This window comes from Candidatus Symbiopectobacterium endolongispinus (genome assembly GCF_018777385.1).
In the GTDB taxonomy this organism is placed as follows: domain Bacteria; phylum Pseudomonadota; class Gammaproteobacteria; order Enterobacterales; family Enterobacteriaceae; genus Symbiopectobacterium; species Symbiopectobacterium endolongispinus.
The window spans coordinates 256053-282010 of record NZ_JAFJYB010000001.1 but is presented as its reverse complement, the minus strand read 5'-3'; the positions used below and the strand labels follow the sequence as shown (position 1 = coordinate 282010).

Here is a 25958-nt window from a genome sequence, read left to right as displayed (position 1 = left end):
CTGAACTGCGCAGCTCATACGCCCTAGAATAATAGCGAGCCCACGATAGATATCTGTGCGATGTGTAGGGCCAGAATATTCACTTAAAAACTAGAGGTCAAGACAAATCAACAAATGTAAAAATAAATTAATCAAGATATTATATATCAAGTAAATATCATAATTACATTTAACTGAGCTACCAAAGAATACACGTTAACTTTAAAATCACGAGATGTTATTTTTTATAAAATATATTAAATCACACAGCAACTGTTTGATATTAAATAAAAAATAAATCACCCACCCCCTCTTTACTTCAAAAGCATAAAATAACCAAATCAACAATGCAAAACATAACAACAAATAAAAAAATCAAAAAAACTCAACGCCACATCATTGCCATATTCAATTAGGCCGCTATCATGTTTCTATGCCTCTATGTTTTTTCACCCGGATCTTTACAGAACGTTATAATTATACTTTGCTAAATGATATATCTAACCGTATCAGTAAATGTGAGAGTGGGTGTCATGGCTCACCTAAAAACATCATTGTAATCATACATAACTTCATTATTAATTATTAAGAGTAGGGCGACGCCAAGAATTGCCACTCATTTTAAAGGAACAAACTATTTAGGGTGGCCATATGGATGATAGATACATTTACATTGATGATAATGCAGGAAATAGAGAAACCTTCACCCTAAAAATCCTTTTTGGCCCTATGTTTGGTTGTGAGTTAAACCTGCCTGCGGATAACTACTTCTTCAACATTCACCCTCAAATAAAGCAGAGCAACACGGGTGATGATATACATGAAGGCGTTACAAACATGGCTTCTTTTGCTTGTAAAACCTTATACATACCTTGCGAGGTCAACTCAGACAATCTTCGAATCTCTTTGGCAGAGAAATTAGAAATTGATGGGAAACATGGATATCTGGTTGATATACTGGGACCAGACAACGCACAAACAGCGCTCATCGAAGAGAATGTTTTCTTTCAACACGGAAACATTCGACTTGCCCTTAAAAAACATTATGATGAACGGTCCGATGAAATTTCCAATTACAATTGGATCAAGGGGAACAAAACACCCTCTTGTCCTGAGACATCATTAGAAATAAACCATAATAAAAAAATCAAAAAGTATTCGCGTTTTTTGGTTGTGCTGACACTATTTTTTATTTATATCGCTTGGTATAATTATTGGCAGCAATCCAGTCAGGTAGCTTCACTTAATACAATCCTCGTTGGGTCACCCGCACCACTGAAGATAATTAAATCCAACAGTGGAATTTATGTTTTTGGCGAGGGATATCAAGAAATCACTTGGTTACATGATGTTCTTTACAAACTTAATGAAACCAATAAAGTCATCCCTATATGGACAGCAAGAACACGAAAGGAAGTGATAAAAAATTGCATAATAAGGGCTTTCCTGTTTTACAGTTGGATTTGACACTGCCTGAATTTCCTCAACTGTATACCTACAGAAAACTTGATAATGAACAGGAAGCCTCATTAAAAATACAGGCACATCAGTCACTCCCATATGCAAAACGTATTGATGTTTTTTTAAAGATAAAGAATCCCTTGTAAAGCAAGCCCAGCATGGGCTTGAGCGTATCAGATCCTCTATCGCTGTGTTACTACAGACAGTAGCTTTGCGCTGATCATCAGAGATGACCTTAGTGATAGCACAATAAACTCACTGAATACATTTATTACTGATTTTTACAATCAATGGGGAGATCAGATCGTTAGTTTCTCGATAAATATGAACGGAAACATATTGAAAGATAAGTCTTACCTTAATGCAAAAGAGGGATATCTTTTTATATCCCCTAAGCATTGGTATTTTCCACTAAACAAAAAGGACATAAATTATGGCTGATTACACCCCACAACATATCGACAGTATTTTTCTCGACAAAATGTCTGGCGAATTTGAAGCGGGAGCAAAAACCTTAATGGAAAAACTGAACACAGCCAAAGATGCTCTCACAGCAGATCCATCAAACCCCTCTATTCTGGCTGACTATCAGTCTAAATTACAGGCTTACACGCTATTTAGAAATGCACAAACAAGCACGATAAAGGCCTATAAAGATATCGGCGCGGCCATCATTCAAAACTTCCGCTAATACTGTTCTGAATGTTTTTTATATTACTCATGCTTGAGGAATGTCAATGGAACTAATAAATAAAAACTTGGTTGAGTTAACGCAACTGACACCGGAAAAAATGATTGGGAAGAGACAGACTCAACGCGAGTCCACGACCAAGCATTTTCCAGGCTGGTATCCACTAATTTTAAACAAATGGGTGAAACAGATGAGCAATTTAAACAAGCCATTAATGCCCTAAGCAACTCACCAGCGTTTTCCAGCAACCCTGAGGCACAATTACAACTGCAAAGCTACCTTGGAGAATACAGTAATTACGTCTCATTAATCAGCACGCTGGCTCGTAAAGGCGTTAGCACGATAGAAACGCTGGAAAAAGCACAATGATGTTTTGGAAATGCGCCAAATTTCTGCTGGCCACATTACACGCCATGTTACTCATGGCGTGTAATGAGAACCACCTGCTTGAAAATTTGACACAGCAACAAGCAAATCAGGTATTGGCTGTTTTACAGCAATACGATATAGCTGCCCAAAAGCAAGGTGGTGGAAAAGGTGGCTACACGATCACCATTAACCGGGCTGAGACTACTGCAGCATTGTCGATTATCAATCTCTACCAGTTGCCATGGACAAGTGATGTACGAATTGGGCAGGCATTCCCGGAGAGCACACTGGTAGCGTATCCCATCCCAATGCAGAACAGGCCAGGGTCATATCACTACAAGAACAACGCCTCGAACAGTCATTACGTATTATTAGCCAAGTAGTAAATGCGGAAGTCCACATCAGTTATCCCCTATTCAGTAATGATGCCGCAACTCGTTTCACGTCCGATCATGTAGGCGTGATAATTACTCATAAGGGAAATATCGATGAAAGCGTATTTATTTCTCAGGTAAAATCACTCATTAAAAACAGTCTCAGTAATATTCGCTACGAAAACATTTCTGTAGTGCTTTTTGCTGTCCCCGCCATTCAATACGTTCCTCCCACCAAAGTGCGTTCTGTCGAGTTCACGGTTTGGCAAGGCGCGCTGATACTCGTTCTACTCGGCATGCTAATGACAGGAATCTATTTCATCGCAAAGACGATGCGCCGTTCATCCCCCACATGGTGCGGTAACAGCAATGACGCGTGATAAGGAGCCACGGGAATGAATATCTGCCATTAGCAGCTTTCGTATACTGTACCACCCGGTCGCTTACGCCCACCCTTCTCATTTACCTGAGGCTTGGCGCACAAAGGAGCGCGCCAGTGAGCCATTACTGAATTACTGGCTTTATCGGCGCTACCAGCTTACCGCCCCCCTGAAACCTGGGATGCAGCACATACGCCGGCGGCAGTCATGATAAAGCAGTGGGATCACATGCCGGATATTGCGCATTTATTAGGTGGTTATCTTCTCAAATCATCTATGTCAGATCTCAACCGGGCGCTATTTTCCGATCCACAATTACTGAGTTTTATTGCATTACCACTGATCCACCATGTCGATCCTAGCCTCCTAAAGCAAGGAGGGTATACGACACAGGCTTGCGGGGCGAGGTTCATATTAAATCACTGTCATCCGATTCCACAGGCTCTACAACAACGATTTATGCTGTTGTTCCCCACCGACATTGAACTCCCCAAAATGGACGCGCCACGTACACCCGATCATATCAACTTATTCAATATGGTCACGCATTATGCGAACAATTTCCCTGGCAGAACTGCCTGAAGAGTGCCGCGATTCAGTACTCATTGCGGCAAAAAAACCGTAAACAACAATGCCGTTCCCAAAATGCCATTGAGCATACGTTACGCCGCTGCCATGAGATTCATGATGAACAAAAGCGTGCAGCCGACGAGATAAAAAAGCAGAAAGAGAAGGAAGGATTTTCCACAGGTTTCAAGCTGTTCTTCACCACAGTCCTTGCCATGTTGAACGACTATGAAACGCTACAGCATAAACGCTGGACAGAGCAACGCCACCACTTGCAGAAGGCGCTGACTCAAACACTGCACGATCCGATCGTCGTTGAATACGTAGTTACACAGTTAAACGCGCATTGCCGTCATAGCGACGCGATGACGCTTATCTTACCCGATGGTGTGGCTATACCTGACGTATCGCCGCATTTGACGTGTTTAACCACGCATGAAAATCACATTACGCTGCAATGTGGCTCGCACGCATTACGCTTTCCTGCTGAAACACTTTGCCAGCAATGGATGACACAGGCTGACAACGAAACGCAGACATTCACGCAGCAACTGAATGCATTAACACCGGCAACATTGCAAGAGATTATTGAAATACTGCAACAGGCAATACCCTAAATAATTCGAGTTGCAGGACAAAGCGTTTACGTTTTGAACAGCACTTGCGCTGGTCCGTAGAGCGAGACTCATTTATGCGTTTCGCAAGGCGGCAAGTGAACGAATCCCGATGAGTTTACTCTGGTAAGTGATTCGAGTGACAAATCTGCCCGGAGTCGATTTAACGCTGCTTGCAGCGGCCTCGTTAGCGCTGAGGCCCAGGGATGGGCCGAATAACGAACGCAGCCAACGTATCTGCAACTTGAAGTATGACGGGTATATATCAACCACCACATACACGACTAAGGATGAAGATTGATGATATCTCCCACGCATCTTGAAGGAAGGAATACCGTATCAAAGAATGTCTCCCGTACAGGCAATGATGACTTTGACGCAATGGTTTTGCGCTACCTTACCGTTAATCATCCAGAGGGCAATCTGCAAAGCATACTTGAAAAGCTGAAAGCCCTTGCAACAAATTCGCCATTAACGTTAGACGCGCTGAGTAAAGCAATGAATGTCGCTAATGAAAAGATGCGCAAAGACCCCACGCATGCGGAATACGCAAATACGGTCCTCAGCAAAAAGGCCATGCAACTTGCGGGGACGAATATTTTATACACCACGATGATATATGAAATATTTTTCCCTACGGATGAGGAGAATACAGCTATAGAAAAATTCTAATATAATCATTGTGTTGCTTTAGACATGATCGGTGAATGACCAACGCCACCTTTACAAGGTGGCAAGGAGCGCCTGTTTAGCTTTGATTCGTCCATTCCGACGACTGAACTCCACCATCATGCCCAATGACAACCGAATGCACCGAGGCCATCGAATTTTTCGTTAAATACCATAACAGATAAGCCGTAATGATAAATACGACAACCAGCACGACATTCCTGAGACGCATATTTTTTTCTTTGGCCTGACACAAGGAGAAATCGCCAATGAATTGACAGGAATGGACGTCAGATTGATCAAGCGAGGTTCTGTCATAAACAAACTGCCCGCACGACGTGTCGTACTGTGCCGTATAGAGTGTTTCGACTTCAGGGTGGGCGCTAAAAGCATCTTCCTCCACACCTGTCTGAGGCTCATCAAAAGAAGGGGGTCACCCCAAAACGGTATCCCAACTTAGGGATAGTCACGATGATTTGCTTATCTTTATCCTGCAAATTACGCCGCAGTGCGTGAATCACCTGCGCAATGCTTTGCGATGTTACATATCCCCCTTCCCACACACATGACAGAAAATCATCTTGTGATACGGGATGAGGATATCTTTCGCAAAGCAGAGCCAACACATCGGACTACTTTTTCCTCAATTGATATAAGGTGTCACCACAGCTTAATGTCCTGAGCTTGGGGCTAAAAATGAAGCCAAGAAAGTAGATATTGCCATCATTCATTAAGCTAATGTTCATTTGCATATCCGCCTGATATTTTATCTAACAAAGGAATCCACCATCAGGGAATTCTCACTACAAACCATGGTGGCAGTAATTACCTCTCCTCCTTAAATTTCTGCCACCAAGATACTCATTATCCATCCTTATGATAATCCACCATAAAAATGTACCTTGATTGTTTCATGCAGCAGCGAAAATATTTTATAAAAACGTGAAGTGGAAATAATAAAAACGATGTTTTGATTTCTAATGCATTGTTTTTTCTTAATGCAATTCATACATGATCATTGTAAATTCGAGGAATTAAAAACTGTTTAAAACTATTAATAACATTGCATCCAATCGATAAGACAAATCATATCAACAGAAAAAAGGCATTTAATAACCAAGTGTAACTATTATTTTCAATTAGGCTACAAAAAGAAAAAACGAGCCAAAATCAGATATAAAAGCGTCATTTCACTGGTGATTCCCTGCGCAAGAAAAACCATATAACAGCATGATTTTCAATGCATTTATCAGAGATAACGATATGCCAGCAAAAGACAATCAACACCATAACACCTTCACAAATTCCATGCGCAATCATTAAATAAAATGGCTCCAATATCAATACGGGCTAATCTACTTTCCGATACTCGACTACTACTGCAGATCTTTTAGAGATAAGTCATCAGACAAAATACGTAGATATATACAATAATAATTTACAAGTTCGGTTATCACGCCTGGCCGTCAGCATATGTCATTTGGCTTTGAGCATAACACTGACTGCATTGAAAATATTTTACGAAGCCAATAAAAATAACAAAACATAATTTTAATATGAAAGCTGTCTTGTTGTGTTGGTTAGACATTGATATCTCCCCCCTTTTTTTCAAGATATGATTCATTTATGATATAGCACTATAATCTTCCGGATAGGGTTGCTCTTGCAAAAAACGATTCTTACAAAACTTCCTTACCCCTCTCTCTGTAGATAATAAGGGTGCGCCCAGATATCTCTCTCCGGGCGCAAGCGGAGCTTATCCATGCCACCGGAAAGGTTGGTTGGTGACTTCCGATACCCCGGTAAAGGTCATGCGCGTTTGCAAAATGCCAGAGCCGGAATGGCTGACCCAGCACTCTTCCTTAATCGCAAAGCGATGTGATTTCTCTTGATAGCCCACACTAGCACTCGAGGATAAGCGGGATAATTAACATTACGCGTATCACCTTGCCCCTCGACAATCTTGTGAACAATGGTCAACGGAGCCATCAGTCTCCTTTGTCCTGCCAAGTCAAAACGCGTGTTGGGTTGCACAAGCGCATGGTGCATTCTGCCAAAATAGCTCCCTTGGCAACCACTATCGTATTCTCCTGTGCTGGTGATAATTCTGCGCGAATTATAAGTGATCGCCCAGTGGCTACCGTATATTTCCGTGGGTTTGGTCGGGTTGACACTTACCTCAGAAGTGGATGCTGTCTCTTGCAATGTGTCGTGGCCGTATGCAACCACCTCCACGTGTACACGTTTACCGATATAGTGTTCCTGCGGGCTAAAAGCGGTTTCGACGCTACCAGTCGATGAATCGATACGTTGATGATCAAGTTTGCTCCACGACTCATCGCGTAAAGTCACCTCAACATAACGCGGCGCATCATAAGTCGTGCTGCTGTTAACCGACCAGGTAACGCGCAGTTTATCCTCGGTGAAAACCGGAGCCCATATACTGCCTGACTCCGCCAGAAGGCCATTATTGCCATATTTTACCCCCGATATGCGGGGTTTAGGCGTAGTGAATACCTGCACATAGTAGGCACCGGTGCTCGTGGTATAAAACGCATTTTCCTTAATCGTAAGTCGAAGTCGGGTTTTGCCTTTTTTAATGGCTCAGAAATCTGCCCTTCAGGCGTGACAGCAATGACCTCTTGATCGCTCGAGTTCCACTCAACGACGGCATCTACGGGGAGATTCGCCGGTTTCTGTAGTTTGAATACGCTGAGATCCGTCGCCGCTACTGTATCTGATGCAAAACGAACGGGCACACTTCCCTTACTTAACATGAATGAAACGTTCACCGACTCAGAGAGAAACTGCTCGGTTTCCGACGTGCGAAGGGAGATCATGGCATTGCCTTGCGCGATTGGACGTAGCTCACCGCTATCCGTTACCCGAACCACGTTTTCGCGATCGCTTTGATAGGTTAAAGGTAACGATGCACCAACATCCGGGTTCGTGAAATGGCCTTCAACTGAATACGTCTTCCCCTCCCCCCAAACAGCCGTAATCTGTTGAGTGTTGACACTTAATCCAGGCGAAGCCTTCGCAATCTGAAGTTGATAGCTTGCACTGGCAGGATGATATTGCGCATTCCCCGCAGTCTGCACCGTGATGGTCACGCTTCCCGCTTTACGCAGCGTTATTTGCCCTGTTCCCCTGGCAACCGATGTAATGTCAGGATCGGAACTTGACCGCATTTGTTGCAGCTTCGCAGGTGCTCCTTTTACCGCTTGAGAGTGGTGAAATTGGTGCGTATACGTCACTTTCTGAAGGACATTGTCGAACCGCAAATCCGGCATCGCTGCCCCTACCGAGATAGCTACAGCGCTGCCGATAGTTTTTCCTTCAACGCTCGCAGTCAGAGACACGCGCCCCTTTTCCATGGATGTCGCTCTGGCCTGATAGGAGCCATCGTTGTTATCGTGCACTGGCGTAATAGCGAACCCAGAAAGCGACGCGGCACCATTAAACACCACCGTTTTACCCGAAATCGCATTACCATAAGTATCCCGCAACATGACGTTCAGCAATGCAGCGTCCTTACCGTCTGAACCAATCTCCATTTTATCCGCGTGGAATCGAGAAGCCTGTTGGTCAACGGCTGCGGGATCAATCGTGACATCGGGTACCCTTTTTTGGTTTTTATCGTTCAGATACGCCGTCATGCGCAGAATACCCGCCGTCTGACTTTTTAGGGTGATATGAGCAACCCCGTTGGCGTCTGTACTCGTTATCCGCTCTCCCGCGCTGACATTGCCCTCCGACTGCCAAAAAACCATCATGCCCGGTAGCGGATTACCATTGCCATCGACAATGCTTGCGCTGTAAGTAATGCCAAAGGGATCGCCAGCGGTCATCCGCGTCCTGCTGACACTCACTGCGTCGATACTCCCTTGGCTGCCATCGCCGGTCACTACCAAGGGCTGCGTAAGAGTGAGTGGAACATTATTGACGCGCACGGAAAGTAACACCTCTTGTGCGTGTGTCGAACTTACCTCGATGCGATAGCGTCCTTCCGCAAGCTCTTTCGTTTCACCAAACAGTACGTTGGATTTGTCGCTAACAGCAACGACGTTCTGCCCGGTGAGCGGATTACCCTTCTTATCACGCAATACCAACAGCAGCGCCGCCTTTTCTTTTCCGGCTACCACCGTAGTGGGGTAAACCCGTAACAAGGAATTCGCTTCCGATAAGGCCCCATTGATGAAGGTTATCGTCTCTACCGTGCGCGTTGAATGCGGGCTCGACGCGGTAACAGTAACACCGAACGACTGGCTACTGGTTATCGAAGTCACGGCAATACCTTCGTTATTGGAAAGGCTTTGCACGTCGCTAAACCTGACCACGCGAGCATCACGATCGGAAGACCAGTTCACCCTGACACCCGGTACCGGGTTACCCTGAGCATCTTTGATTAGTTCGCGATAGTGCACCGGTGATTGCCCATCCGCAAGGTAAGGTGCCGCGGAGGGTAAGAGTTCGATCACGTTAGCCGTTTGGTACTCAGGCTGGAATATCAGCGTAACCTGATGCACAGATGAACCCTTGATATTCGCGGTCACCGTGGTGTTACCTGCGCGGACACTGGTCAGTGATACCTTAGCTTCGCCTTGTGTATCAGTGAGCGCGGTCGCACTAATCACCGCTATCAGCCTGTAACTGTATCTGCACATCGGGAACCCGGTGTCCACTGGCATCTGTGACGGTAATGGTAATCTCATTGGTCGTTTTACCGTTGGCCACGGCATTGTTCGTTTCCACGACTAAACCGCTAATGGCGGCACTTGAGGCATCCGCTGTCAACGTGACATGTGTTGTCGCCAGCGTGATGTCACGCGCGGAAGGAGCAATGGTAAACACGGAGGGCAGCATGCCAGCCGTTAACGTTGCGGCATATTCTCCCGCAGACTGGCGCTCCAATGCAGAAACAACCGAAGCATCCGCACTGCGTTTCGTCCGTTTTGACATTATGCGAATCTCATTGGGATCCAGATCGACAGGATTTCCGTGCAGATCTCTCACCTTAAGCGTTAAGCGCTGCTACGCTTTACCATTGGCAGGGAGCGAGATATTTTCTGGCTCAATGCTGCTGTTTAATGCGCTGACTTCCGCTTCTAATACCGTCACCTGCGTCGTCGCACTGCGCGATATATTGCCTTGCGTATCCACCGCAACCGCACTCATGCTGTAGGTGTTATCCCCTTGCGTTCGATAAGGCGGCAGTTGGACACTGAAACGGTCGCTGCTCTCCCTGATAATTTTTCCCCCTTGAGCCAGTAATGCAGATGCAGACCAGTCAATGCGCGCCAAGGCATATTTGCTGTTGACCGAAATGGGGAAAGTTTTCTGTTCACCGCCATATCCCATCAGTAAAGAAGGGGTAAACAGATGAAGCAGGTGGGTTTTACGATACTCCAGGACAATCTGATTATTACGATCGACGAAATCAAACCGGCTACCAGCGATACGACGCAGAGCGGTCACCTGACCAGGATTAATCTGCTGATGCCATGGTTCATGAAAACGATAATTGAGTTCCATGCCCCATCGCATCTCGCGTTCTCCTGATTTTCCCTGACGCTGTTCGGCGTTCAGGGTCAAGAGCGGGAATGGCGTATAGCTTGTCCCTATCGTGATAGCATAAGGGTTGCGTTGACGGTCATGACTTTCACATTCTCACCGTCTAACCAGATAACCGCATTACCGATACGTTGATCGTTTTGCGATTCGGCACTGCTATCCAGATGAATAAATAACGGTATACTCATTCCATCTTGCAATGCATTGCGGAAAGCTTGGGGTATCATGACACCGCCAATCTGTTGAGCAGTTTTCTGCGCCGCTGCTACGTCAAACGCAACAGGAAATAACACCATCATAGATATTACAATTTTTTTGATTTCGATATTTATTTGCAATTTGTACATAGCATTAATTCTGTCAGGTTTGTTGCTCATTTAACGGAAACGAATTTTTCAGCCTGCCACATGGCAACTCGACCTTTTTTATCCTCAGTATTGACGCGAGAAAAAACACGTGATTTTCCCGACATAAGATAATAGTTTTCTTTGCACTCCTTGCCATCAACCGGTTTTAAGCAAGGACCGTAGGCAATCACGCGTAACGTCGCATTTCCGGTATTGGTTATTTTTCCATTGGCGTACTGGTAGCCAAAGATCACTTTCCTTGGCGCCACCACCAGGATCGTACCAATTCGGGCTGAGGCAGTCGCAACAGCAGTTTTACTTGACGATCCACTCTGCGCATCTCTCATCTTTTTTCCATTGGAATAATGGTGCCATCTTCAAGCGGGGAAGATAATCTTTCCACTTTGACATTCACCAGCCGACCATCATTGGTCGTATTTTTAATTTCTTTGCTAAGCGTGGTACTGTCGCTGTGAATAAAGGCAGTAATATCCCCCACATCTAACGCTAACGCGGGCGCAATATTCACTAAGAATAAACTCATTATGAAAATAACAGGTTTCATGATTCTTCCGTATTACACATTAAAAAAAGGCGGGTTACCCCGCCTTTTTCTCGCAAAGAGAACTTATCTGGTCCAAGTCGCATCGAACTGAACGCTAACATCACCGCTCCAGATCCCTTCCGGCAACTGACTGTAATCAGCCACAGGCGTGGTGCCATCGCTGGTGCCGCTAATAATGGCAAAGGTAAATGCATCTTGTGCCGTAGTGCGACCAGTCTGGTTATACCCGTTGGACAATGCGCTCAGGTTTCCACCGAGAACACCGTTAGCGGTATCAATCAGTACGGTATCAGCCATTTTTTCAATGGCCGTGCCGTTATAATCGACACCAACATTCAGCGTGGAACCGGATGAATCTAATTGCGTCAACGTATTGCTGACCAGGCGGGACGTCAGTTTGAAAGAGGTTGCGCTGGTATCGCCTTCAACCGCCACATCAAACAGACCTTTTTGAGAGTTAAAGCCGTTCACACCCTCGGCATATTGAAATGCGAGACTGCCAAGCGGCGTGACAACCAGCTTGCTGGTGGTGTCTTTTTTAGCCGTCGCTGACCATGTCGCCATCGCCTGAGCGGTTACATAAGCAGCCTGCACAGCACCAATATTGACAACTGCCGCAGCCAAGGCGAGCACCATAATACTTTTTTTCATTCTTACATTCTTACTGCTTATGTTTAATAGATAGAAAAATAAAACTTACTGCATTTTATAAAAGGTAAAACCTCATCAACTAAAAAAACATCTTAATATCACCAATCCCTTAATGATAAAGCATATAAAAAAGCTTCATCTCAAAGGGGGGGGTAAAAATAAGATATTGTTTTTTCATGGCACAATAAACCGCACCAGATCATCATAATTACTGGCAATATCAATTTAAAGCACCTAACTAGATTTCATAATAACTCAACGAAAGCATATACAACATCATCACTGGAAAGTAATGCTTCCCAGGGTTAAATTAATGTTTTTTACACGTGCAGAAAACTTTCTCCGCGATATTTCCTTCATAAACATGATTTTGATTATGAAATAAAACACCTAACAGAAAAATTATATTTTAAAATTGAAAAGCATGAAATAACCTAACACCCAACTTTCTTTCAATTGAGTATTTTATGTTATATAGCCTTTTACTGCCTATTTGCAGTTCTCCAGCGATTTCTTTTAAAGAACACCCGTCAAGCACCAGGAATAAGACAGACACTTCCTTTTCTGTCATTCGCCCCCGTACTCTCGTCGCATTCATCTTTCTTAAATAGATTTTATCTATAGACTTCAAGATATTTTCATAACCATCACTGGTGTACAACACTGAAAAAATTCTGTCATCCCGCACCTTCCAGTAGGCAGCCAGAGGCTCCATTAATTTGTCAGAAACAAGGATCAAGCGCAACCCGGAACGCGTAGGGTAATCCAGCCAACGAGCATTGGTGAAAATTTTTATGTTCGCCAATGAGAAGTCAACAAAGACAAACCCGCCGCCCATGTAGTTGTATTTACTATTCGCAACAACATCAACCAATCCGATGCTGAGGTAATAGTTACTTTCATCGTTCATTTTCCGAATTATCCTACTTGCTACCTCTCTATAATTTCGCCAACGCATAACAATTAGTAGGCATTTTATGCAAACAGAAAAATATATCAATAGTTTTTTATCTTTTACATCAACCGACAAAAGATTAATTTTCCTAAGAACAAAACACACGCACAAAATAGATATATATAAAAAGTTACAAATCAACGATCTAAAACAAACCAAATTTCAAGGAATGATTTAAAATAAGAAAACTCCACCATTAACTAAGAATTTTCCATATTAATTTACAGAGTTGCACCAAAATAGACACTACAAAAATGTTATAAACACATTTAATAACGGAACAAATTGACAATACTTTAGCAGTAGCAAATCCAACAATTTTTACCTGACACAAAGGAAAAAATGGCATCGTAGTCATCATGGGTATTCGTCGCATTATCATCATACCGATCGGTATCCATGCCTATCGTTTGCAAATCATCCACCTAAATTTACGATACGCTTCGCGCATTAAGAGGCTGGTATCAGAATAAGATACATTTTCCACTACTGCTTTGATAACGTTCCGGATAGCGAACCTCTGTGGGTGAATCCCTGCGGGGGAAAGTGGTAAGATATACCGTACCATGGTGTAGAAATGTTGCTGGCAGGCTATTTTGGTTTAAGCAAATGCTTGCAGCATAAGTGACTTGTCCATTGAATCCCCAATAGCTAAAAATGAGTAAGACAGAGATGAATGAACCTATCGAGAAGGATTTCACCGACCATACGCCCATGATGCAGCAGTATTTCAGGCTAAAGGCGCAGCATCCCGACATCCTGCTGTTTTACCGCATGGGCGACTTTTATGAGTTGTTTTACGATGATGCCAAACGTGCGTCACAGCTATTGGATATTTCACTTACCAAACGCGGTGCTTCGGCCGGTGAACCCATCCCCATGTCAGGCGTTCCGCACCACGCAGTTGAAAACTACCTGGCAAAACTGGTGCAGCAAGGCGAATCCGTCGCCATCTGCGAACAAATTGGCGATCCAGCGACCAGCAAAGGCCCCGTAGAACGCAAAGTGGTACGTATCGTCACCCCAGGGACGATCAGCGACGAAGCACTGTTGCAGGAAAAACAGGACAATCTTTTAGCAGCCATTTGGCAGGACGGGCGTGGCTTTGGCTATGCTACATTGGATATCAGCTCCGGGCGTTTTCGCGTTATGGAGCCGGCCGATGAAGAGACCATGGCGGCAGAGCTGCAACGCACCAATCCTGCTGAGTTGCTTTATCCGGAATCGTTTGGTGCCGCTCATTTGATCGAACATCGCCATGGGTTGCGCCGCCGTCCGCTGTGGGAATTTGAGTTGGAAACCGCGCGGCAGCAGCTCAATATGCAGTTTGGCACACGCGACCTGATAGGGTTCGGGGTTGAACAGGCGAAACTGGCGCTGCGTGCCTCCGGCTGCCTGCTACAGTATGCCAAAGATACCCAGCGAACCTCACTGCCACATATCCGCAGCATCACCATGGAACGCCAGCAAGACGGCATCATTATGGATGCCGCCACGCGTCGTAATCTGGAGCTGACACAGAATCTGGCAGGCGGCATCGAAAATACGCTTGCAGCCATTCTGGACTGCACCGTCACTCCGATGGGCAGCCGTATGCTTAAGCGCTGGTTGCATATGCCCACGCGTGACAGACAAGCGCTAACGCAACGCCAGAGCACCATTCGCGCGTTGCAACCACTGGCGGAAGCACTCCAGCCGCCATTGCGACAGATTGGCGACCTGGAGCGTATTTTGGCTCGTCTGGCGCTGCGTACCGCCAGACCGCGCGATCTGGCGAGGATGCGCCATGCATTTCACCAGTATCCGGCCATCCATGCGCTGCTGGCAGAAAGCACCGAAGACTATGTCCAACAGCTTTCTCAGCATGTTCATCAGTTTGACGAGCTGTGCGCACTGTTGGAACGCGCCGTGGTGGAAGCGCCACCGGTGCTGGTGCGCGATGGTGGTGTGATCGCCAGCGGCTATAACGCTGAACTGGATGAATGGCGTGCGCTGGCTGACGGTGCCAGCGATTACCTCGATCGTTTGGAGATACGTGAGCGCGAAAAACTGAGACTTGATACCCTCAAAGTCGGGTTTAACGGCGTGCACGGTTACTACATCCAGGTGAGCCGCGGACAGAGCCATTTGGTGCCGATTCACTATGTACGCCGCCAAACGCTGAAGAATGCCGAACGCTACATTATTCCTGAATTGAAAGAGTACGAAGATAAAGTGCTCACGTCCAAAGGCAAGGCGCTGGCGCTGGAAAAAGCCCTATACGACGACTTATTTGACCAACTGTTGCCGCACCTTGAAGCATTGCAACAAAGTGCCGCCGCGTTGGCAGAACTTGATGTTCTCACCAACCTGGCAGAACGAGCAGATACGCTGAATTATTTATGCCCGACGCTGAGTGAACTGCCAGGGTTAAAAATTGAAGGGGGACGCCATCCGGTGGTGGAGCAGGTGTTGAGCGAGCCGTTTATTGCCAACCCGCTGTCGCTCACACCGCAGCGTCGTATGCTGATCGTTACCGGCCCGAACATGGGCGGTAAGAGTACCTATATGCGTCAGGCCGCGCTGATCGTGCTGATGGCCCATATTGGCAGCTTTGTACCTGCTGATAAGGCCACTATTGGGCCAGTTGATCGCATATTCACACGTATTGGTGCCGCAGACGATCTCGCCTCTGGGCGTTCTACGTTCATGGTGGAGATGACGGAGACGGCCAACATTCTTCACAATGCCACCGCCAACAGCCTGATATTGATGGATGAAATTGGGCGAGGCACATCGACCTATGATGGTTTATCCCTGGCCTGGGCCTGTGCTGAAAATCTGACGCAGCGCATCAAGGCCATGACATTGTTTGCAACCCATTACTTTGAATTAACCCATTTGCCAGAAAAAATGGAAGGCGTTGCGAATGTGCATCTTGATGCTCTGGAGCACGGTGACACCATTGCGTTTATGCGCAGCGTTCAGGAGGGCGCCGCCAGTAAGAGCTACGGCCTCGCCGTTGCAGCGCTGGCGGGTGTGCCCAAAGAGGTGATTAAACGTGCGCGGCAAAAGCTTAAAGAGCTGGAATCACTTTCCAATCACGCCTCTGCCAGCCATGTGGATGGTGCGCAACTGGCGTTGTTAACCAGCGAAGAGACCGCTCCGGCGGTCGAAGCACTGGAAGCGCTGGAAGCGCTGGATCCCGATACGTTAACGCCGCGTCAGGCGCTGGAATGGCTGTATAAACTGAAAGCGATGGTGTAACTTTTCATGGCAAGCGGCCTTTCTCAGGAAGGCCGCTTTTTGTCCGGTCGCTTTGGTATTGTTACTCGTTACAATGGTCTTGCGCTTTCATATGAAATGGCGCACTGCTCGGGACCAGGCTTTTTACCTCCCTCCCCCCTTCTCATCGAAGGCACAACGGCAAAATGCGCGCTGAAGGTAAGCAGCACCGCGTCTCCCGATGATTTACGCACCTGTAAATAGCGTTTTTCCATCACGATATTATTTACCACCGGGTAGGTGACACCGGTAAAACAATCAGCAAACACCACCGCATCGGCCATATAGCGGTACAAACCACGCATTGCCATCGGGGTAGTAGGCAACGGCGCTTTGGTCGCCGTCAGACGATAGGTGTTGGATGATACAATCTGCCATAGGTGGCAAACACGCGATTGCCGGGGCGATCGGTTTGATAATGATGTTGCAGTATAAACGTGCCATTTTCAGCCAGGAATAATGACGTATCGATACCGGCACAATCTGCACAAGGCAATACACCACGATAACTCTGCGCCATGGGCTGCAATGCTTCTTCACGCACTGGTTTGGGCGTATGACATCCATCAACCCTGCTGCCACAAAAACCAGTAGTAAGCCAAGCGCCATTTTTTTCACGCTATTCTCCTCCCCACCTTCTCCTGTCACCAAGGATCATGACTATTATTGGGCCGGTTGCCACTCGGCAAAGGTAATTTCCAGATTATTCTTATCATCAGACAACCACACCTAACGATCCTGAAGGGTTGCCTGTAACGTCATCGTGCGCTGTGCCATTGCAGCCAAAGCCTGCAATTGGCGATCGTCTAAAAAACGGACGGCAAGATTGCGATACGGCCGCAACTTTTGCTCTATCGATTGCCACCAGACATGGGCCGCTCGCTCACCATAGACATAGAGCACAACGTTAGGAGACTGGTTGCAGGCTTTTTTAAGCCGACGCTCATCTGGCAACCCCAATTCAATCCACAGCTTCAGCGCCAGTGTATCATCACGCAACCAAATTTCCGGTTCGTCATCAGCACATAACCCCTTGGTGAAGCGTAAATTTTCATCCGCATGACAGATCCACGCCAGCAGTCGCAGCATCATACGCTGTTCAGTTTCTGAGGGGTGCTGCGCCAAGGTCAAATTGGCATCGTAAAAAAAGAGCGGTCCAAATCCGCAATGTTCACTGCTGCTTTATAAATCGTTGCTTTTAATGCCATTCGATACCTCTTCTCCGTCTGCAACCAGTGTACCTTGTGAACCGGTGAGACGCACAGCATACCGATAACAATTCAGAAAACAGACCGGTCACAGCTTCAAGTATATTGTGTAAAAAGGTTAAAATTGTGCGCTAACTGAAGCATTGCTTAACACCGGAATGCTGATATCCTGCTGATGCCTATGCTATAGTCATTTTGATAACGAATACTTATTTTCGTGGGATTATCTCCCCTTATCAGCAAAAAACGAGGCCATCGCGGCGACAACAGGCACAAAAGCCTACGGCGGTGGGCTTCCAAGGGAGGATATTGTGCAGCAACATTCTGAATTGGTTCGTCGTTTATACGCGGAGATCGCCAGCGGCAATCTGGGCTACATACCCGATGCATTAGGTTGTGTTTTGCAAACTCTGGATGGGATCGCAGCCAATGGCGACTTGCCGTCCACCGTCAGGGAACAGGCGGCCTTCGCCGCAGCTAACTTATTGGTGAGCGATTATGTCAATGAGTAACGAATATCAACCCATCAATTGTGATGATTACGATAGCCTTGAGGCTACGTGCCAGCAACATCTGACTCTGACGCTAGAGTTGCGCAGCGGTGAAACCCTTACAGGCAAGGCCAAGGATATTGTCTCGCGCAAGCAAGTGGAATATCTGGTGGTGGAAGAAAATGGCGCACTGCGAGAGTTGCGTCTGGATCATATCGTGAGCTTCAGTAATCCAGGTATCGGCAAAGTGGTGGTGAGTGAATCCTGATTGGTCACGCAACCAACACGTGATAAACACTTAGTCAACGGACAACCCAGGTTGTCCGTTTTGCATTAGGACAAAAAATTCGATACTTGCCGTAGTTGATAAGATAGAAACCCAATCCCCGATAAAAACCCGAGTGACAATAAACACATACTAGACGAAGCTTTATAAGCAAACATTAGTAACCGTTTTTTTGGGCGTTCGGGTATGTGTAACGTGGAAACAAACTATGTAGTGAGTCAGAATGACTACTCATGTGGCAATGCGATTACGACTATCGGAAACTGGTCTACAGCCTCCCAGATAAATCCCAATCCGAAAAAGTGGGCTGAAATAGTACAACACATCAGTAACACTCATAAAGAATTTACTAACGACAAATGGGATATTTTCTTTTCACATCTACAAACGGTTGCCAATACCGACTGCTCATCTTTTTTTGCACATGACAAAAAATTGTCTAATGATATTAAAATCCTACAGGAAAACCTAAAAACAATCATCGCAATTTTAGATAAAGCCTCCGTATTGCATGAAAAAGAGACCTCATTAAAAGCACTCCAACTTGAATTAGATGTTGAAATAACCAAAGTAAAGGGCATTGTTAATAAGTTATATGAACCACATGGCGGAAACAAGTTAATCTATAATAAAAGATCAAAGGAGAGTAATGATTCAATGTTATTTAACACAACAGTGATCCTTTCTGTCGCATCCATATTGCTATCTGTAGCGTTATTTGCACTCCCTCTGGTCTTCCCGGTAATGCTCGTCACAGGCGCTACAGTGTTAACGGTTTTATGTAGAATTAGTGCTTTGGTTTCTTGTGTTAGTGGTTCTTTAGCTATTTACGAAAGGATAAAAAAAGGAGAATACAAATTAACAAAACTTCAAGAGCGAGAATTTACAGAGGCGTTATCTGCATTACATAATTACTTGAATAAACTTAATTTCCCTCATGCAACAGATGAGGCAGTAAATAGACCAGTTCTGCTGAGAGATAATAACACCTCTTTACAGGACAAAGAGGCTAAAGATAGATTATTCCCGCCAGACATACAGCAGTTATTAAAAATACCAGAAATACAGAAATTGTTAACAATAATACAATAACGGCATAATGGGCTATATCCAGATATATTAGAAAACGCTTACGGCGCATAAAGTTGTTTAGATAACCATTTTAGCTGCCATATTACATTCTTGGCGTTACTCGATTAGCGCTGATATATTCTATTATCAGCGCTACGCCATACTCCACGCCACCTGCCACGCCGCAGTATCATCATGAGCCTCTCCTTCCCGCATCACAAAAACGCCAACGGCTGCGATAGGGTATTCGTTGTAATACATAATAGGAATTTGTTCACGCATCCAGGGAGGAATCGCATATTCCTGCCACAGTTTTTTCGCAGATCGTCCGCCACTGCGCCCAACAATATGCAGTTTCCCTTTCAGGCCAAAGCCAACGCTCACTTGCTCATCAGGACGCGGGCGTCGGATACGCATACCTTGTTCGTCCAAGGACAGATAACCCAACCGGTGCGGAAGCATTAGTTTGCCCTGCTCAAGTTGCCAGGGTAACACCAGGTCGACGACGTTTACACACTCGGCAACACAGTATAAACGCTGACGAAAGCGTCGAATCTGTACGGTTCCCAATTGTAACAACGGTTCTGCATCCTGGCGGCTCAGAGCCACATCCTGCCACAGATGCAGCAATTGTTCGCGTGAAGGCATCGCCACCTCGTGCACTCTCAGCCAACGCCGCAACAGCGCAAAACGGTGCGGTTCGCTCTGGGGGAGCAAAGCATCAATCGCCAACGCACCTTTCGCGTCACAGGCCGACTGAAGCAATGGCGCCAGCAATTCATCCAACAGTTGTTCCTGCTCGGCACACAGTCGCGCGCTGCGCGCCACTGCTTCTGAAAATGACGGCCAGCGCTGTTTTAGTTGCGGTAATATCTGCAAACGGAGAAAGTTGCGATCGTAACGCGCGTCGCAATTGCTCTCGTCTTCCACCCACGTGAGTCGATAATGATGGGCATAATCTTCAAGTTGCGCTCGCGCTACGCCCAGCAATGGACGTAGCAAGCGATTAGCACCCAACTGCCCCGTAGCCCCCATCGCTGAAAGCCCGGCTGGCCCGCTGCCACGCTTTAGCGCTAACAGGAACGTTTCACTCTGATCGTCGAGATGCTGTGCGGTAAGCAGCACCTCTTCAGGTAACAGATGTTGGCGTAATGCCTGGTAACGCGCTTCGCGTGCTGCCGCTTCAACACCACGCTCACGCGCATCCACCGTGACAGGCAGCACCGAACAGGGAATATCCCATTGCTGGCAGGTATGCATGCAGTGCTGCGCCCAACGCTCAGCGTGAGTACTTAACCCATGGTGCACATAGGCGGCACGCACAACAATATCCGAGCGCTGCTGCATCAATTGATACAGCATATGCAGCAACACGCTGGAATCCAGCCCGCCGCTATAAGCCACCAGCACACGCTGACAGCCAGAGAGTTGCACCGCTACGTTTTCCAGTAGCGTAGCCACGTCGGTTCGCTCACTGCTCATAAAGCTCCAACGGTAATCCATCTGGATCGCGTAAGAAAGTGAAGCGACGCTGGGTAAATTCATCCACTCGCACCGGTTCACAGGCAACACCTGCACGTTGCAGTGCGTCGCACGCCTTGTCAATGTCAGCTACCGCAAAAGCAAGATGGCGCAGGCCACAGGATTCAGGCTGAGTAGGTCGTGGCTGTGGCGAGGGAAACGAGAACAATTCGATAACGTACCGCCCCTTTAACGCCAGATCGCCTTTCCATGAGTCGCGCTCTGCCCGATAGGTTTCCGCCAACAGCTCAAACCCAAGGACATCGCAATAAAATGCCTTACTGCGCCGGTAGTCAGAGGCAATAATAGCAATATGGTGAATCGCCGTTAACGCCAGCATGCGTACTCCTTGTTGTGGCAAGGTGATAATGGAAATAGCCGCATAATAGCAAAAAGTCCGCCTCCTTGCGGAAAGCGGACTTTATTCAGCGCGATAGGTCTGAGATCAGCAGTAACCGTAGTTCATCAAACGGTGGTAACGGCGATCAAGCAGCGCGTCTTTATCCAATTCATCCAGCTCACGCAAGTCTGACAGCAGTTGTGCTTTCAGCGACGCCGCCATGGTTTCCACATCACGGTGCGCAGAACCGAGCGGTTCAGGAATGATGGCATCAATCAGATTCAGCTCTTTTAGACGCGGGGCGATGATCCCCATCGCTTCCGCCGCCAGCGGCGCTTTATCGGCGCTTTTCCACAGGATAGAGGCACAGCCTTCTGGTGAAATCACAGAATAGGTGCTGTATTGCAGCATGTTGACCTTGTCACCCACACCAATCGCCAATGCACCACCGGAACCACCCTCTCCAATCACCGTACAGATAATCGGTACGCTCAGGCCGGACATCTCACGCAGGTTGCGCGCAATGGCTTCCGACTGGCCGCGCTCTTCGGCACCAACGCCCGGGTACGCGCCCGGCGTGTCGATAAAGGTGATGATCGGCAGGTTAAAACGCTCTGCCATCTCCATCAGGCGCAGCGCTTTACGGTAGCCTTCAGGCGCAGGCATACCGAAATTGCGGCGAATTTTCTCTTTGGTTTCGCGCCCTTTCTGGTGACCAATGATCATTACCGGACGCCCATCCAAACGCGCGATGCCGCCCACAATCGCTTTGTCATCAGCATAGGCGCGATCGCCCGCCAACTCATCAAAGTCGGTGAAAATATGGCTGACATAGTCCAGCGTGTAGGGACGCTGCGGGTGACGAGCCAATTGTGCAATCTGCCAGGCACCCAGATCGGCAAAAATCTTGCGCGTCAGTTCAACGCTTTTTTCCCGCAGTCGCTGGATCTCTTCGTCCAGATTAATATCCAATTTTTCATCTTGACGGCTGACTGAGGTCAGCGAGTCAATTTTCGCTTCCAACTCTGCAATCGGCTGCTCAAAATCAAGAAAATTCAGACTCATAGTATTCCTATTTTAGTCAAATTCCAGTTCCACCTGGGTGTTCCCCAGCAGTGTGCGCAGGTCATTAAGCAGCACATCGGTTGGCGTCACACGCCATGCCGCGCCAAAACGTAACCGGGCGCAGGCATCCTCTCTCTGGTAGTAAATGTGTACCGGGATCGTCCCCGATCGATGAGGTTCCAACGATTGACGGAGACGGTTTAATAGCTGGTCATCAATTTGCCTGTCAGTCAGCGAGATAGCAAGCCCGCGCGCATATTTTTCACGCGCTTCACTGATATCCATGACCTCTCGGGCCATCATTTTAAGGCCCCCGCTAAAGTCATCAAATCTGACCTGTCCACTGACGATCAGAATTCGTTCTTTTTCAAGCAGATGATGATACTTTTCCAACGCTTCAGTAAACAGCATCACTTCCAAACGGCCGGAACGATCGTCCAGTGTACACACGCCAATGCGATTACCTCGCTTAGTGACCATTACGCGGGCAGCCAGCACCAGGCCGACCGCCGTTGTTACTTTGCCCCGATCCGTCTGGTGCATGTCCTTCAAACGCAAGCCGGCAGCATAGCGTTCAATTTCCTTGAGATACTGCGTGATCGGATGGCCCGTCAGATAAAGCCCTAACGTTTCCCGCTCACCGTCCAACACCACCTGCTCCGGCCAGGGAGCTACCGTGCTGTAGGACTGCTCTACCTGCTCCGGCGCTTCCGCTAGAACACCAAACATATCTGCCTGACCGATAGCTTCGGCCTTGGCATGCTGATCGGCGGCCTTCAACGCATCGTTGAGCGAATTCATCAACGCCGCGCGATGCGGTCCCAGCCGATCAAACGCACCGGACATGATCAGCTTTTCCAGCACGCGGCGATTCAGTTTCTTGATATCAGTACGAGCACAGAGATCGAACAACTCGCGGAAATACCCGCCCTGATTTCGCGCGTCGATGATAGCTTCTATCGGCCCTTCACCGACGCCCTTGATCGCGCCGATACCATAAACAATTTCCCCGTCATTATTGACGTGAAAATGGTACAGCCCGCTGTTGATATCCGGCGGCAGGATTTTTAGCCCCATACGCCAGCACTCATCCACCAGCCCCACCACTTTATCAATGTTATCCATGTCCGCCGTCATCACAGCGGCCATGAATTCGGCAGGATAATGCGCCTTGAGCCACAGCGTTTGATACGATACCAGTGCGTAGGCGGCTGAGTGCGATTTGTTAAACCCATACCCGGCAAATTTTTCTACCAGGTCAAAGATCTTCATCGACAATTCGCCGTCGACGCCCATCTTCTTCGCGCCGTCCTCAAACACGGAGCGCTGCTTGGCCATTTCTTCGGGTTTTTTCTTACCCATGGCGCGGCGCAGCATGTCTGCACCGCCCAGCGTATAGCCGGAAAGCACCTGGGCTATCTGCATCACCTGTTCCTGATACAGGATGATACCATAGGTCGGCTCCAGCACCGGCTTCAGCGATTCATGCTGCCACTGTATATCAGGATAGGATATTTCCTCACGTCCGTGTTTACGGTCGATAAAGTTATCCACCATCCCTGACTGCAAAGGCCCCGGACGGAACAACGCCACCAGAGCGATCATGTCTTCAAAGCAGTCCGGCTTCAGACGTTTGATAAGGTCTTTCATTCCGCGCGATTCAAGCTGGAACACCGCCGTGGTTTCCGAACGTTGCAGCATGTCGAAACTTTTTTTATCGTTGAGCGGGATGGCCGCGATATCAATCGGCTCCAGCCCCTGCCTGGCACGACGGGCATTAATCATCTCCAGCGCCCAGTCGATAATAGTCAGCGTGCGCAGCCCCAGGAAGTCAAACTTCACCAACCCGGCATATTCCACGTCGTTCTTGTCAAACTGGGTAACCGGATGATTCCCTTCCGAATCGCAATAGAGCGGTGCGAAATCGGTGATTTTGGTCGGCGATATTACCACCCCACCGGCGTGTTTACCCGCGTTGCGCGTCACCCCTTCCAGTTTGCGCGCCATATCGATAAGCGCTTTGACTTCTTCGTCGGCGTCGTAAATTTCCTGTAGCTGCGGTTCAGCAGCAAAGGCTTTTTCCAGCGTCATGCCCGGATCCGGCGGCACCAGCTTGGAGATGCGGTCGACAAAACCGTAAGGGTGTCCGAGCACGCGACCTACATCGCGAATAACCGCTTTGGCTGCCATGGTACCAAAGGTAATGATCTGCGATACCGCATCGCGCCCGTACATCTCAGCAACGTGATCGATAACCCGGTCACGCTTTTCCATACAGAAGTCGACGTCGAAGTCGGGCATCGACACACGTTCCGGGTTGAGGAAACGTTCGAATAGCAGGTCAAATTCAAGCGGATCGAGATCGGTGATTTTCAGTGAGTAGGCCACCAGCGAGCCTGCACCCGAACCGCGCCCCGGACCTACCGGGACATCGTTGTCTTTTGACCACTGAATAAACTCCATCACGATCAGGAAGTAGCCAGGGAACCACATCTGGTTGATAACGTTGAGTTCGATTTCCAAACGATCGTCGTATTCCGGGCGACGCTGCTTACGCACCTCTTCGTCAGGGAACAGGAACGCGAGACGCTCTTCCAGTCCTTCACGGGCCTGTTTAACCAGAAAATCTTCGGTTGACATATCACCGGTCGGAAATTGGGGCAGGAAATACTCCCCCAGACGGATGGTGACATTACAACGTTTGGCTATCTCGACGCTGTTCACCAGTGCTTCCGGGATGTCGGCAAACAGCTCACACATCTCGTCTTCGCTGCGCATATATTGCTGCGCGCTGTAGTTACGCGGGCGCTTTGCGTCATCAAGCGTATAGCCATCGTGGATAGCAACGCGAATCTCATGGGCATCGAACTCATCGGCGTTGATGAATCGAACATCGTTGGTCGCTACCACCGGTAGATGGTGCTTCATGGCTAATTCAATCGCCGCGTGAAGATAGCTCTCTTCATACGGGCAACCAGTGCGAATCAGTTCCAGATAATAACGGCCTGGAAAGTGCTCTTGATAAAAGGCCAGGCTTTGCTCGACCAACGCCTGATTGCCACACAGGATAAATTTGCCGACGTCGCCCTGCCGGGCACCTGAAATCAGCAGTAAGCCTTTACCGTACTCGATCAACCAGTCGCGTTCGATGGTGGGGCCTTCGGCACCGTAGCCGCGCTGATAAGCATGGGAAATTAGCAGCGTGAGGTTTTGATAGCCCTCGTTGTCCATGGCGAGCAGGGTGAGCTGTGCAAGTTCATCGCCCAGCACATCGCTGCTTACCAGAACATCCGCGCCGACAATGGGTTTAACGCCAGCACCGTGTGCGCCGCCGTAAAATTTCACTAACCCGCACAGGTTGGTGAAATCCGTGATCGCCAGTGCTGGCATGCCCAGCGCGGCCGCCTTTTTTACCAGCGGCCCGACTTTTGCCAACCCATCGATCATGGAATAGTCACTGTGCACACGCAGATGGACAAAACGTGGTTCGGCCATATCCAGATCCTAGACGTTGTC

29 protein-coding genes and 2 pseudogenes are annotated in these 25958 nt (G+C 47.6%); 14 read left to right on the top strand and 17 right to left on the bottom strand.

Annotation, left to right across the window (positions count from 1 at the left end):
- Window positions 1-630: 630 nt before the first annotated feature.
- The 10 genes from JZM30_RS01390 (at window position 631) to JZM30_RS01360 (ending at window position 5107) form a co-directional block, all read left to right on the top strand.
- Window positions 631-1446, top strand: a complete 816-nt coding sequence (locus JZM30_RS01390) for a PrgH/EprH family type III secretion apparatus protein (protein ID WP_252317310.1) — start codon at window positions 631-633, stop codon at window positions 1444-1446.
- A gap of 171 nt (window positions 1447-1617) precedes the next feature.
- Complete coding sequence (locus JZM30_RS24205) at window positions 1618-1881, top strand: PrgH/EprH family type III secretion apparatus protein (RefSeq protein WP_367115805.1); 264 nt, start codon at window positions 1618-1620, stop codon at window positions 1879-1881.
- On the top strand, window positions 1874-2131 hold the full coding sequence (gene sctF / locus JZM30_RS01385; protein ID WP_252317309.1) for a type III secretion system needle filament subunit SctF: 258 nt from the start codon (window positions 1874-1876) through the stop codon (window positions 2129-2131). The genes JZM30_RS24205 and sctF overlap by 8 nt, the downstream gene beginning before the upstream one ends.
- 177 nt (window positions 2132-2308) lie before the next feature.
- Window positions 2309-2500, top strand: a complete 192-nt coding sequence (gene sctI, locus JZM30_RS01380; RefSeq protein ID WP_286673420.1) for a type III secretion system inner rod subunit SctI — start codon at window positions 2309-2311, stop codon at window positions 2498-2500.
- Window positions 2497-2883: a hypothetical protein gene (locus JZM30_RS24535; protein WP_438801455.1), complete on the top strand. Its 387-nt coding sequence runs from the start codon at window positions 2497-2499 to the stop codon at window positions 2881-2883. Before sctI ends, JZM30_RS24535 begins: the two co-directional genes overlap by 4 nt.
- Window positions 2772-3254 carry a hypothetical protein gene (locus JZM30_RS24955; protein ID WP_498037988.1) on the top strand — a complete coding sequence of 161 codons (483 nt, stop codon included), beginning with the start codon at window positions 2772-2774 and terminating at the stop codon, window positions 3252-3254. Before JZM30_RS24535 ends, JZM30_RS24955 begins: the two co-directional genes overlap by 112 nt.
- 19 nt (window positions 3255-3273) lie before the next feature.
- The gene (locus JZM30_RS24200) at window positions 3274-3465 is read left to right on the top strand and encodes an OrgA/MxiK family T3SS sorting platform protein (RefSeq protein WP_367115804.1); all 192 of its coding nucleotides are present in this window, start codon (window positions 3274-3276) and stop codon (window positions 3463-3465) included.
- A complete protein-coding gene (locus JZM30_RS01370) occupies window positions 3378-3836 on the top strand; it encodes an OrgA/MxiK family T3SS sorting platform protein (RefSeq protein WP_308167133.1) in 459 nt (152 codons plus the stop codon). Before JZM30_RS24200 ends, JZM30_RS01370 begins: the two co-directional genes overlap by 88 nt.
- A 23-nt stretch (window positions 3837-3859) precedes the next feature.
- A complete protein-coding gene (locus tag JZM30_RS01365; RefSeq protein ID WP_252317307.1) occupies window positions 3860-4438 on the top strand; it encodes a hypothetical protein in 579 nt (192 codons plus the stop codon).
- Window positions 4439-4732: 294 nt separating this feature from the next.
- Complete coding sequence (locus tag JZM30_RS01360) at window positions 4733-5107, top strand: hypothetical protein (protein ID WP_252317306.1); 375 nt, start codon at window positions 4733-4735, stop codon at window positions 5105-5107.
- 76 nt (window positions 5108-5183) lie between these two features.
- Here the strand turns inward: JZM30_RS01360 and JZM30_RS01355 are convergent, their stop codons facing one another.
- From JZM30_RS01355 to JZM30_RS01310, 10 genes and pseudogenes are all read right to left on the bottom strand, one after another.
- Window positions 5184-5507 (bottom strand): hypothetical protein, encoded by a 324-nt coding sequence (locus JZM30_RS01355; RefSeq protein ID WP_252317305.1) that lies wholly within the window; start codon window positions 5505-5507, stop codon window positions 5184-5186.
- A gap of 16 nt (window positions 5508-5523) precedes the next feature.
- A complete protein-coding gene (locus JZM30_RS01350) occupies window positions 5524-5730 on the bottom strand; it encodes a winged helix-turn-helix domain-containing protein (protein WP_252317304.1) in 207 nt (68 codons plus the stop codon).
- 1183 nt (window positions 5731-6913) lie between these two features.
- The gene (locus tag JZM30_RS01345; RefSeq protein ID WP_252317303.1) at window positions 6914-7627 is read right to left on the bottom strand and encodes a hypothetical protein; all 714 of its coding nucleotides are present in this window, start codon (window positions 7625-7627) and stop codon (window positions 6914-6916) included.
- Complete coding sequence (locus JZM30_RS01340; protein WP_252317302.1) at window positions 7585-9741, bottom strand: Ig-like domain-containing protein; 2157 nt, start codon at window positions 9739-9741, stop codon at window positions 7585-7587. Before JZM30_RS01340 ends, JZM30_RS01345 begins: the two co-directional genes overlap by 43 nt.
- The gene (locus JZM30_RS01335) at window positions 9734-10066 is read right to left on the bottom strand and encodes an Ig-like domain-containing protein (RefSeq protein ID WP_252317301.1); all 333 of its coding nucleotides are present in this window, start codon (window positions 10064-10066) and stop codon (window positions 9734-9736) included. Before JZM30_RS01335 ends, JZM30_RS01340 begins: the two co-directional genes overlap by 8 nt.
- A gap of 72 nt (window positions 10067-10138) precedes the next feature.
- Window positions 10139-10729: an inverse autotransporter beta domain-containing protein gene (locus JZM30_RS01330; RefSeq protein ID WP_252317960.1), complete on the bottom strand. Its 591-nt coding sequence runs from the start codon at window positions 10727-10729 to the stop codon at window positions 10139-10141.
- Window positions 10726-11025 carry a hypothetical protein gene (locus JZM30_RS01325; RefSeq protein ID WP_438801454.1) on the bottom strand — a complete coding sequence of 100 codons (300 nt, stop codon included), beginning with the start codon at window positions 11023-11025 and terminating at the stop codon, window positions 10726-10728. The genes JZM30_RS01330 and JZM30_RS01325 overlap by 4 nt, the downstream gene beginning before the upstream one ends.
- A 26-nt stretch (window positions 11026-11051) precedes the next feature.
- Window positions 11052-11590, bottom strand: a pseudogene (locus JZM30_RS01320) (EcpB family pilus assembly chaperone).
- A gap of 63 nt (window positions 11591-11653) precedes the next feature.
- Window positions 11654-12241, bottom strand: a complete 588-nt coding sequence (ecpA, locus tag JZM30_RS01315) for a common pilus major fimbrillin subunit EcpA (protein ID WP_252317300.1) — start codon at window positions 12239-12241, stop codon at window positions 11654-11656.
- Window positions 12242-12650: 409 nt separating this feature from the next.
- Window positions 12651-13151, bottom strand: a complete 501-nt coding sequence (locus JZM30_RS01310) for a helix-turn-helix domain-containing protein (protein WP_252317299.1) — start codon at window positions 13149-13151, stop codon at window positions 12651-12653.
- A 717-nt stretch (window positions 13152-13868) separates the two neighbouring features.
- Here JZM30_RS01310 and mutS point away from each other — a divergent pair.
- Window positions 13869-16442 (top strand): DNA mismatch repair protein MutS, encoded by a 2574-nt coding sequence (mutS, locus tag JZM30_RS01305; RefSeq protein WP_252317298.1) that lies wholly within the window; start codon window positions 13869-13871, stop codon window positions 16440-16442.
- A 68-nt stretch (window positions 16443-16510) separates the two neighbouring features.
- Here mutS and JZM30_RS01300 read toward each other — a convergent pair whose 3' ends face one another.
- The 3 genes and pseudogenes from JZM30_RS01300 to JZM30_RS01290 form a co-directional block, all read right to left on the bottom strand.
- Window positions 16511-16786, bottom strand: a complete 276-nt coding sequence (locus JZM30_RS01300) for a hypothetical protein (RefSeq protein ID WP_252317297.1) — start codon at window positions 16784-16786, stop codon at window positions 16511-16513.
- A 17-nt stretch (window positions 16787-16803) separates the two neighbouring features.
- Window positions 16804-16980: a copper resistance protein NlpE N-terminal domain-containing protein gene (locus tag JZM30_RS01295; protein WP_252317296.1), complete on the bottom strand. Its 177-nt coding sequence runs from the start codon at window positions 16978-16980 to the stop codon at window positions 16804-16806.
- Window positions 16981-17189: 209 nt separating this feature from the next.
- Window positions 17190-17668: pseudogene (locus JZM30_RS01290) on the bottom strand (YaeQ family protein).
- Window positions 17669-17979: 311 nt separating this feature from the next.
- Between JZM30_RS01290 and JZM30_RS01285 the strand changes: the two are divergent.
- The 3 genes from JZM30_RS01285 (at window position 17980) to JZM30_RS01275 (ending at window position 19537) form a co-directional block, all read left to right on the top strand.
- On the top strand, window positions 17980-18180 hold the full coding sequence (locus tag JZM30_RS01285) for a YaeP family protein (RefSeq protein WP_222158376.1): 201 nt from the start codon (window positions 17980-17982) through the stop codon (window positions 18178-18180).
- A complete protein-coding gene (gene rof / locus JZM30_RS01280) occupies window positions 18167-18427 on the top strand; it encodes a Rho-binding antiterminator (protein WP_222158377.1) in 261 nt (86 codons plus the stop codon). Before JZM30_RS01285 ends, rof begins: the two co-directional genes overlap by 14 nt.
- A 213-nt stretch (window positions 18428-18640) precedes the next feature.
- A complete protein-coding gene (locus tag JZM30_RS01275) occupies window positions 18641-19537 on the top strand; it encodes a hypothetical protein (RefSeq protein ID WP_252317295.1) in 897 nt (298 codons plus the stop codon).
- 132 nt (window positions 19538-19669) lie between these two features.
- On the opposite strand, the gene tilS is transcribed toward JZM30_RS01275, so the two are convergent.
- From tilS to dnaE, 4 genes are all read right to left on the bottom strand, one after another.
- Window positions 19670-21061 (bottom strand): tRNA lysidine(34) synthetase TilS, encoded by a 1392-nt coding sequence (gene tilS, locus JZM30_RS01270; protein ID WP_308167109.1) that lies wholly within the window; start codon window positions 21059-21061, stop codon window positions 19670-19672.
- Window positions 20988-21377 (bottom strand): VOC family protein, encoded by a 390-nt coding sequence (locus tag JZM30_RS01265; protein ID WP_252317294.1) that lies wholly within the window; start codon window positions 21375-21377, stop codon window positions 20988-20990. Before JZM30_RS01265 ends, tilS begins: the two co-directional genes overlap by 74 nt.
- A 105-nt stretch (window positions 21378-21482) precedes the next feature.
- On the bottom strand, window positions 21483-22442 hold the full coding sequence (gene accA, locus JZM30_RS01260) for an acetyl-CoA carboxylase carboxyl transferase subunit alpha (RefSeq protein WP_252317293.1): 960 nt from the start codon (window positions 22440-22442) through the stop codon (window positions 21483-21485).
- A 12-nt stretch (window positions 22443-22454) separates the two neighbouring features.
- Window positions 22455-25937, bottom strand: coding sequence for a DNA polymerase III subunit alpha (gene dnaE / locus JZM30_RS01255; protein WP_252317292.1), 3483 nt, complete (start codon window positions 25935-25937; stop codon window positions 22455-22457).
- Window positions 25938-25958 lie beyond the last annotated feature (21 nt).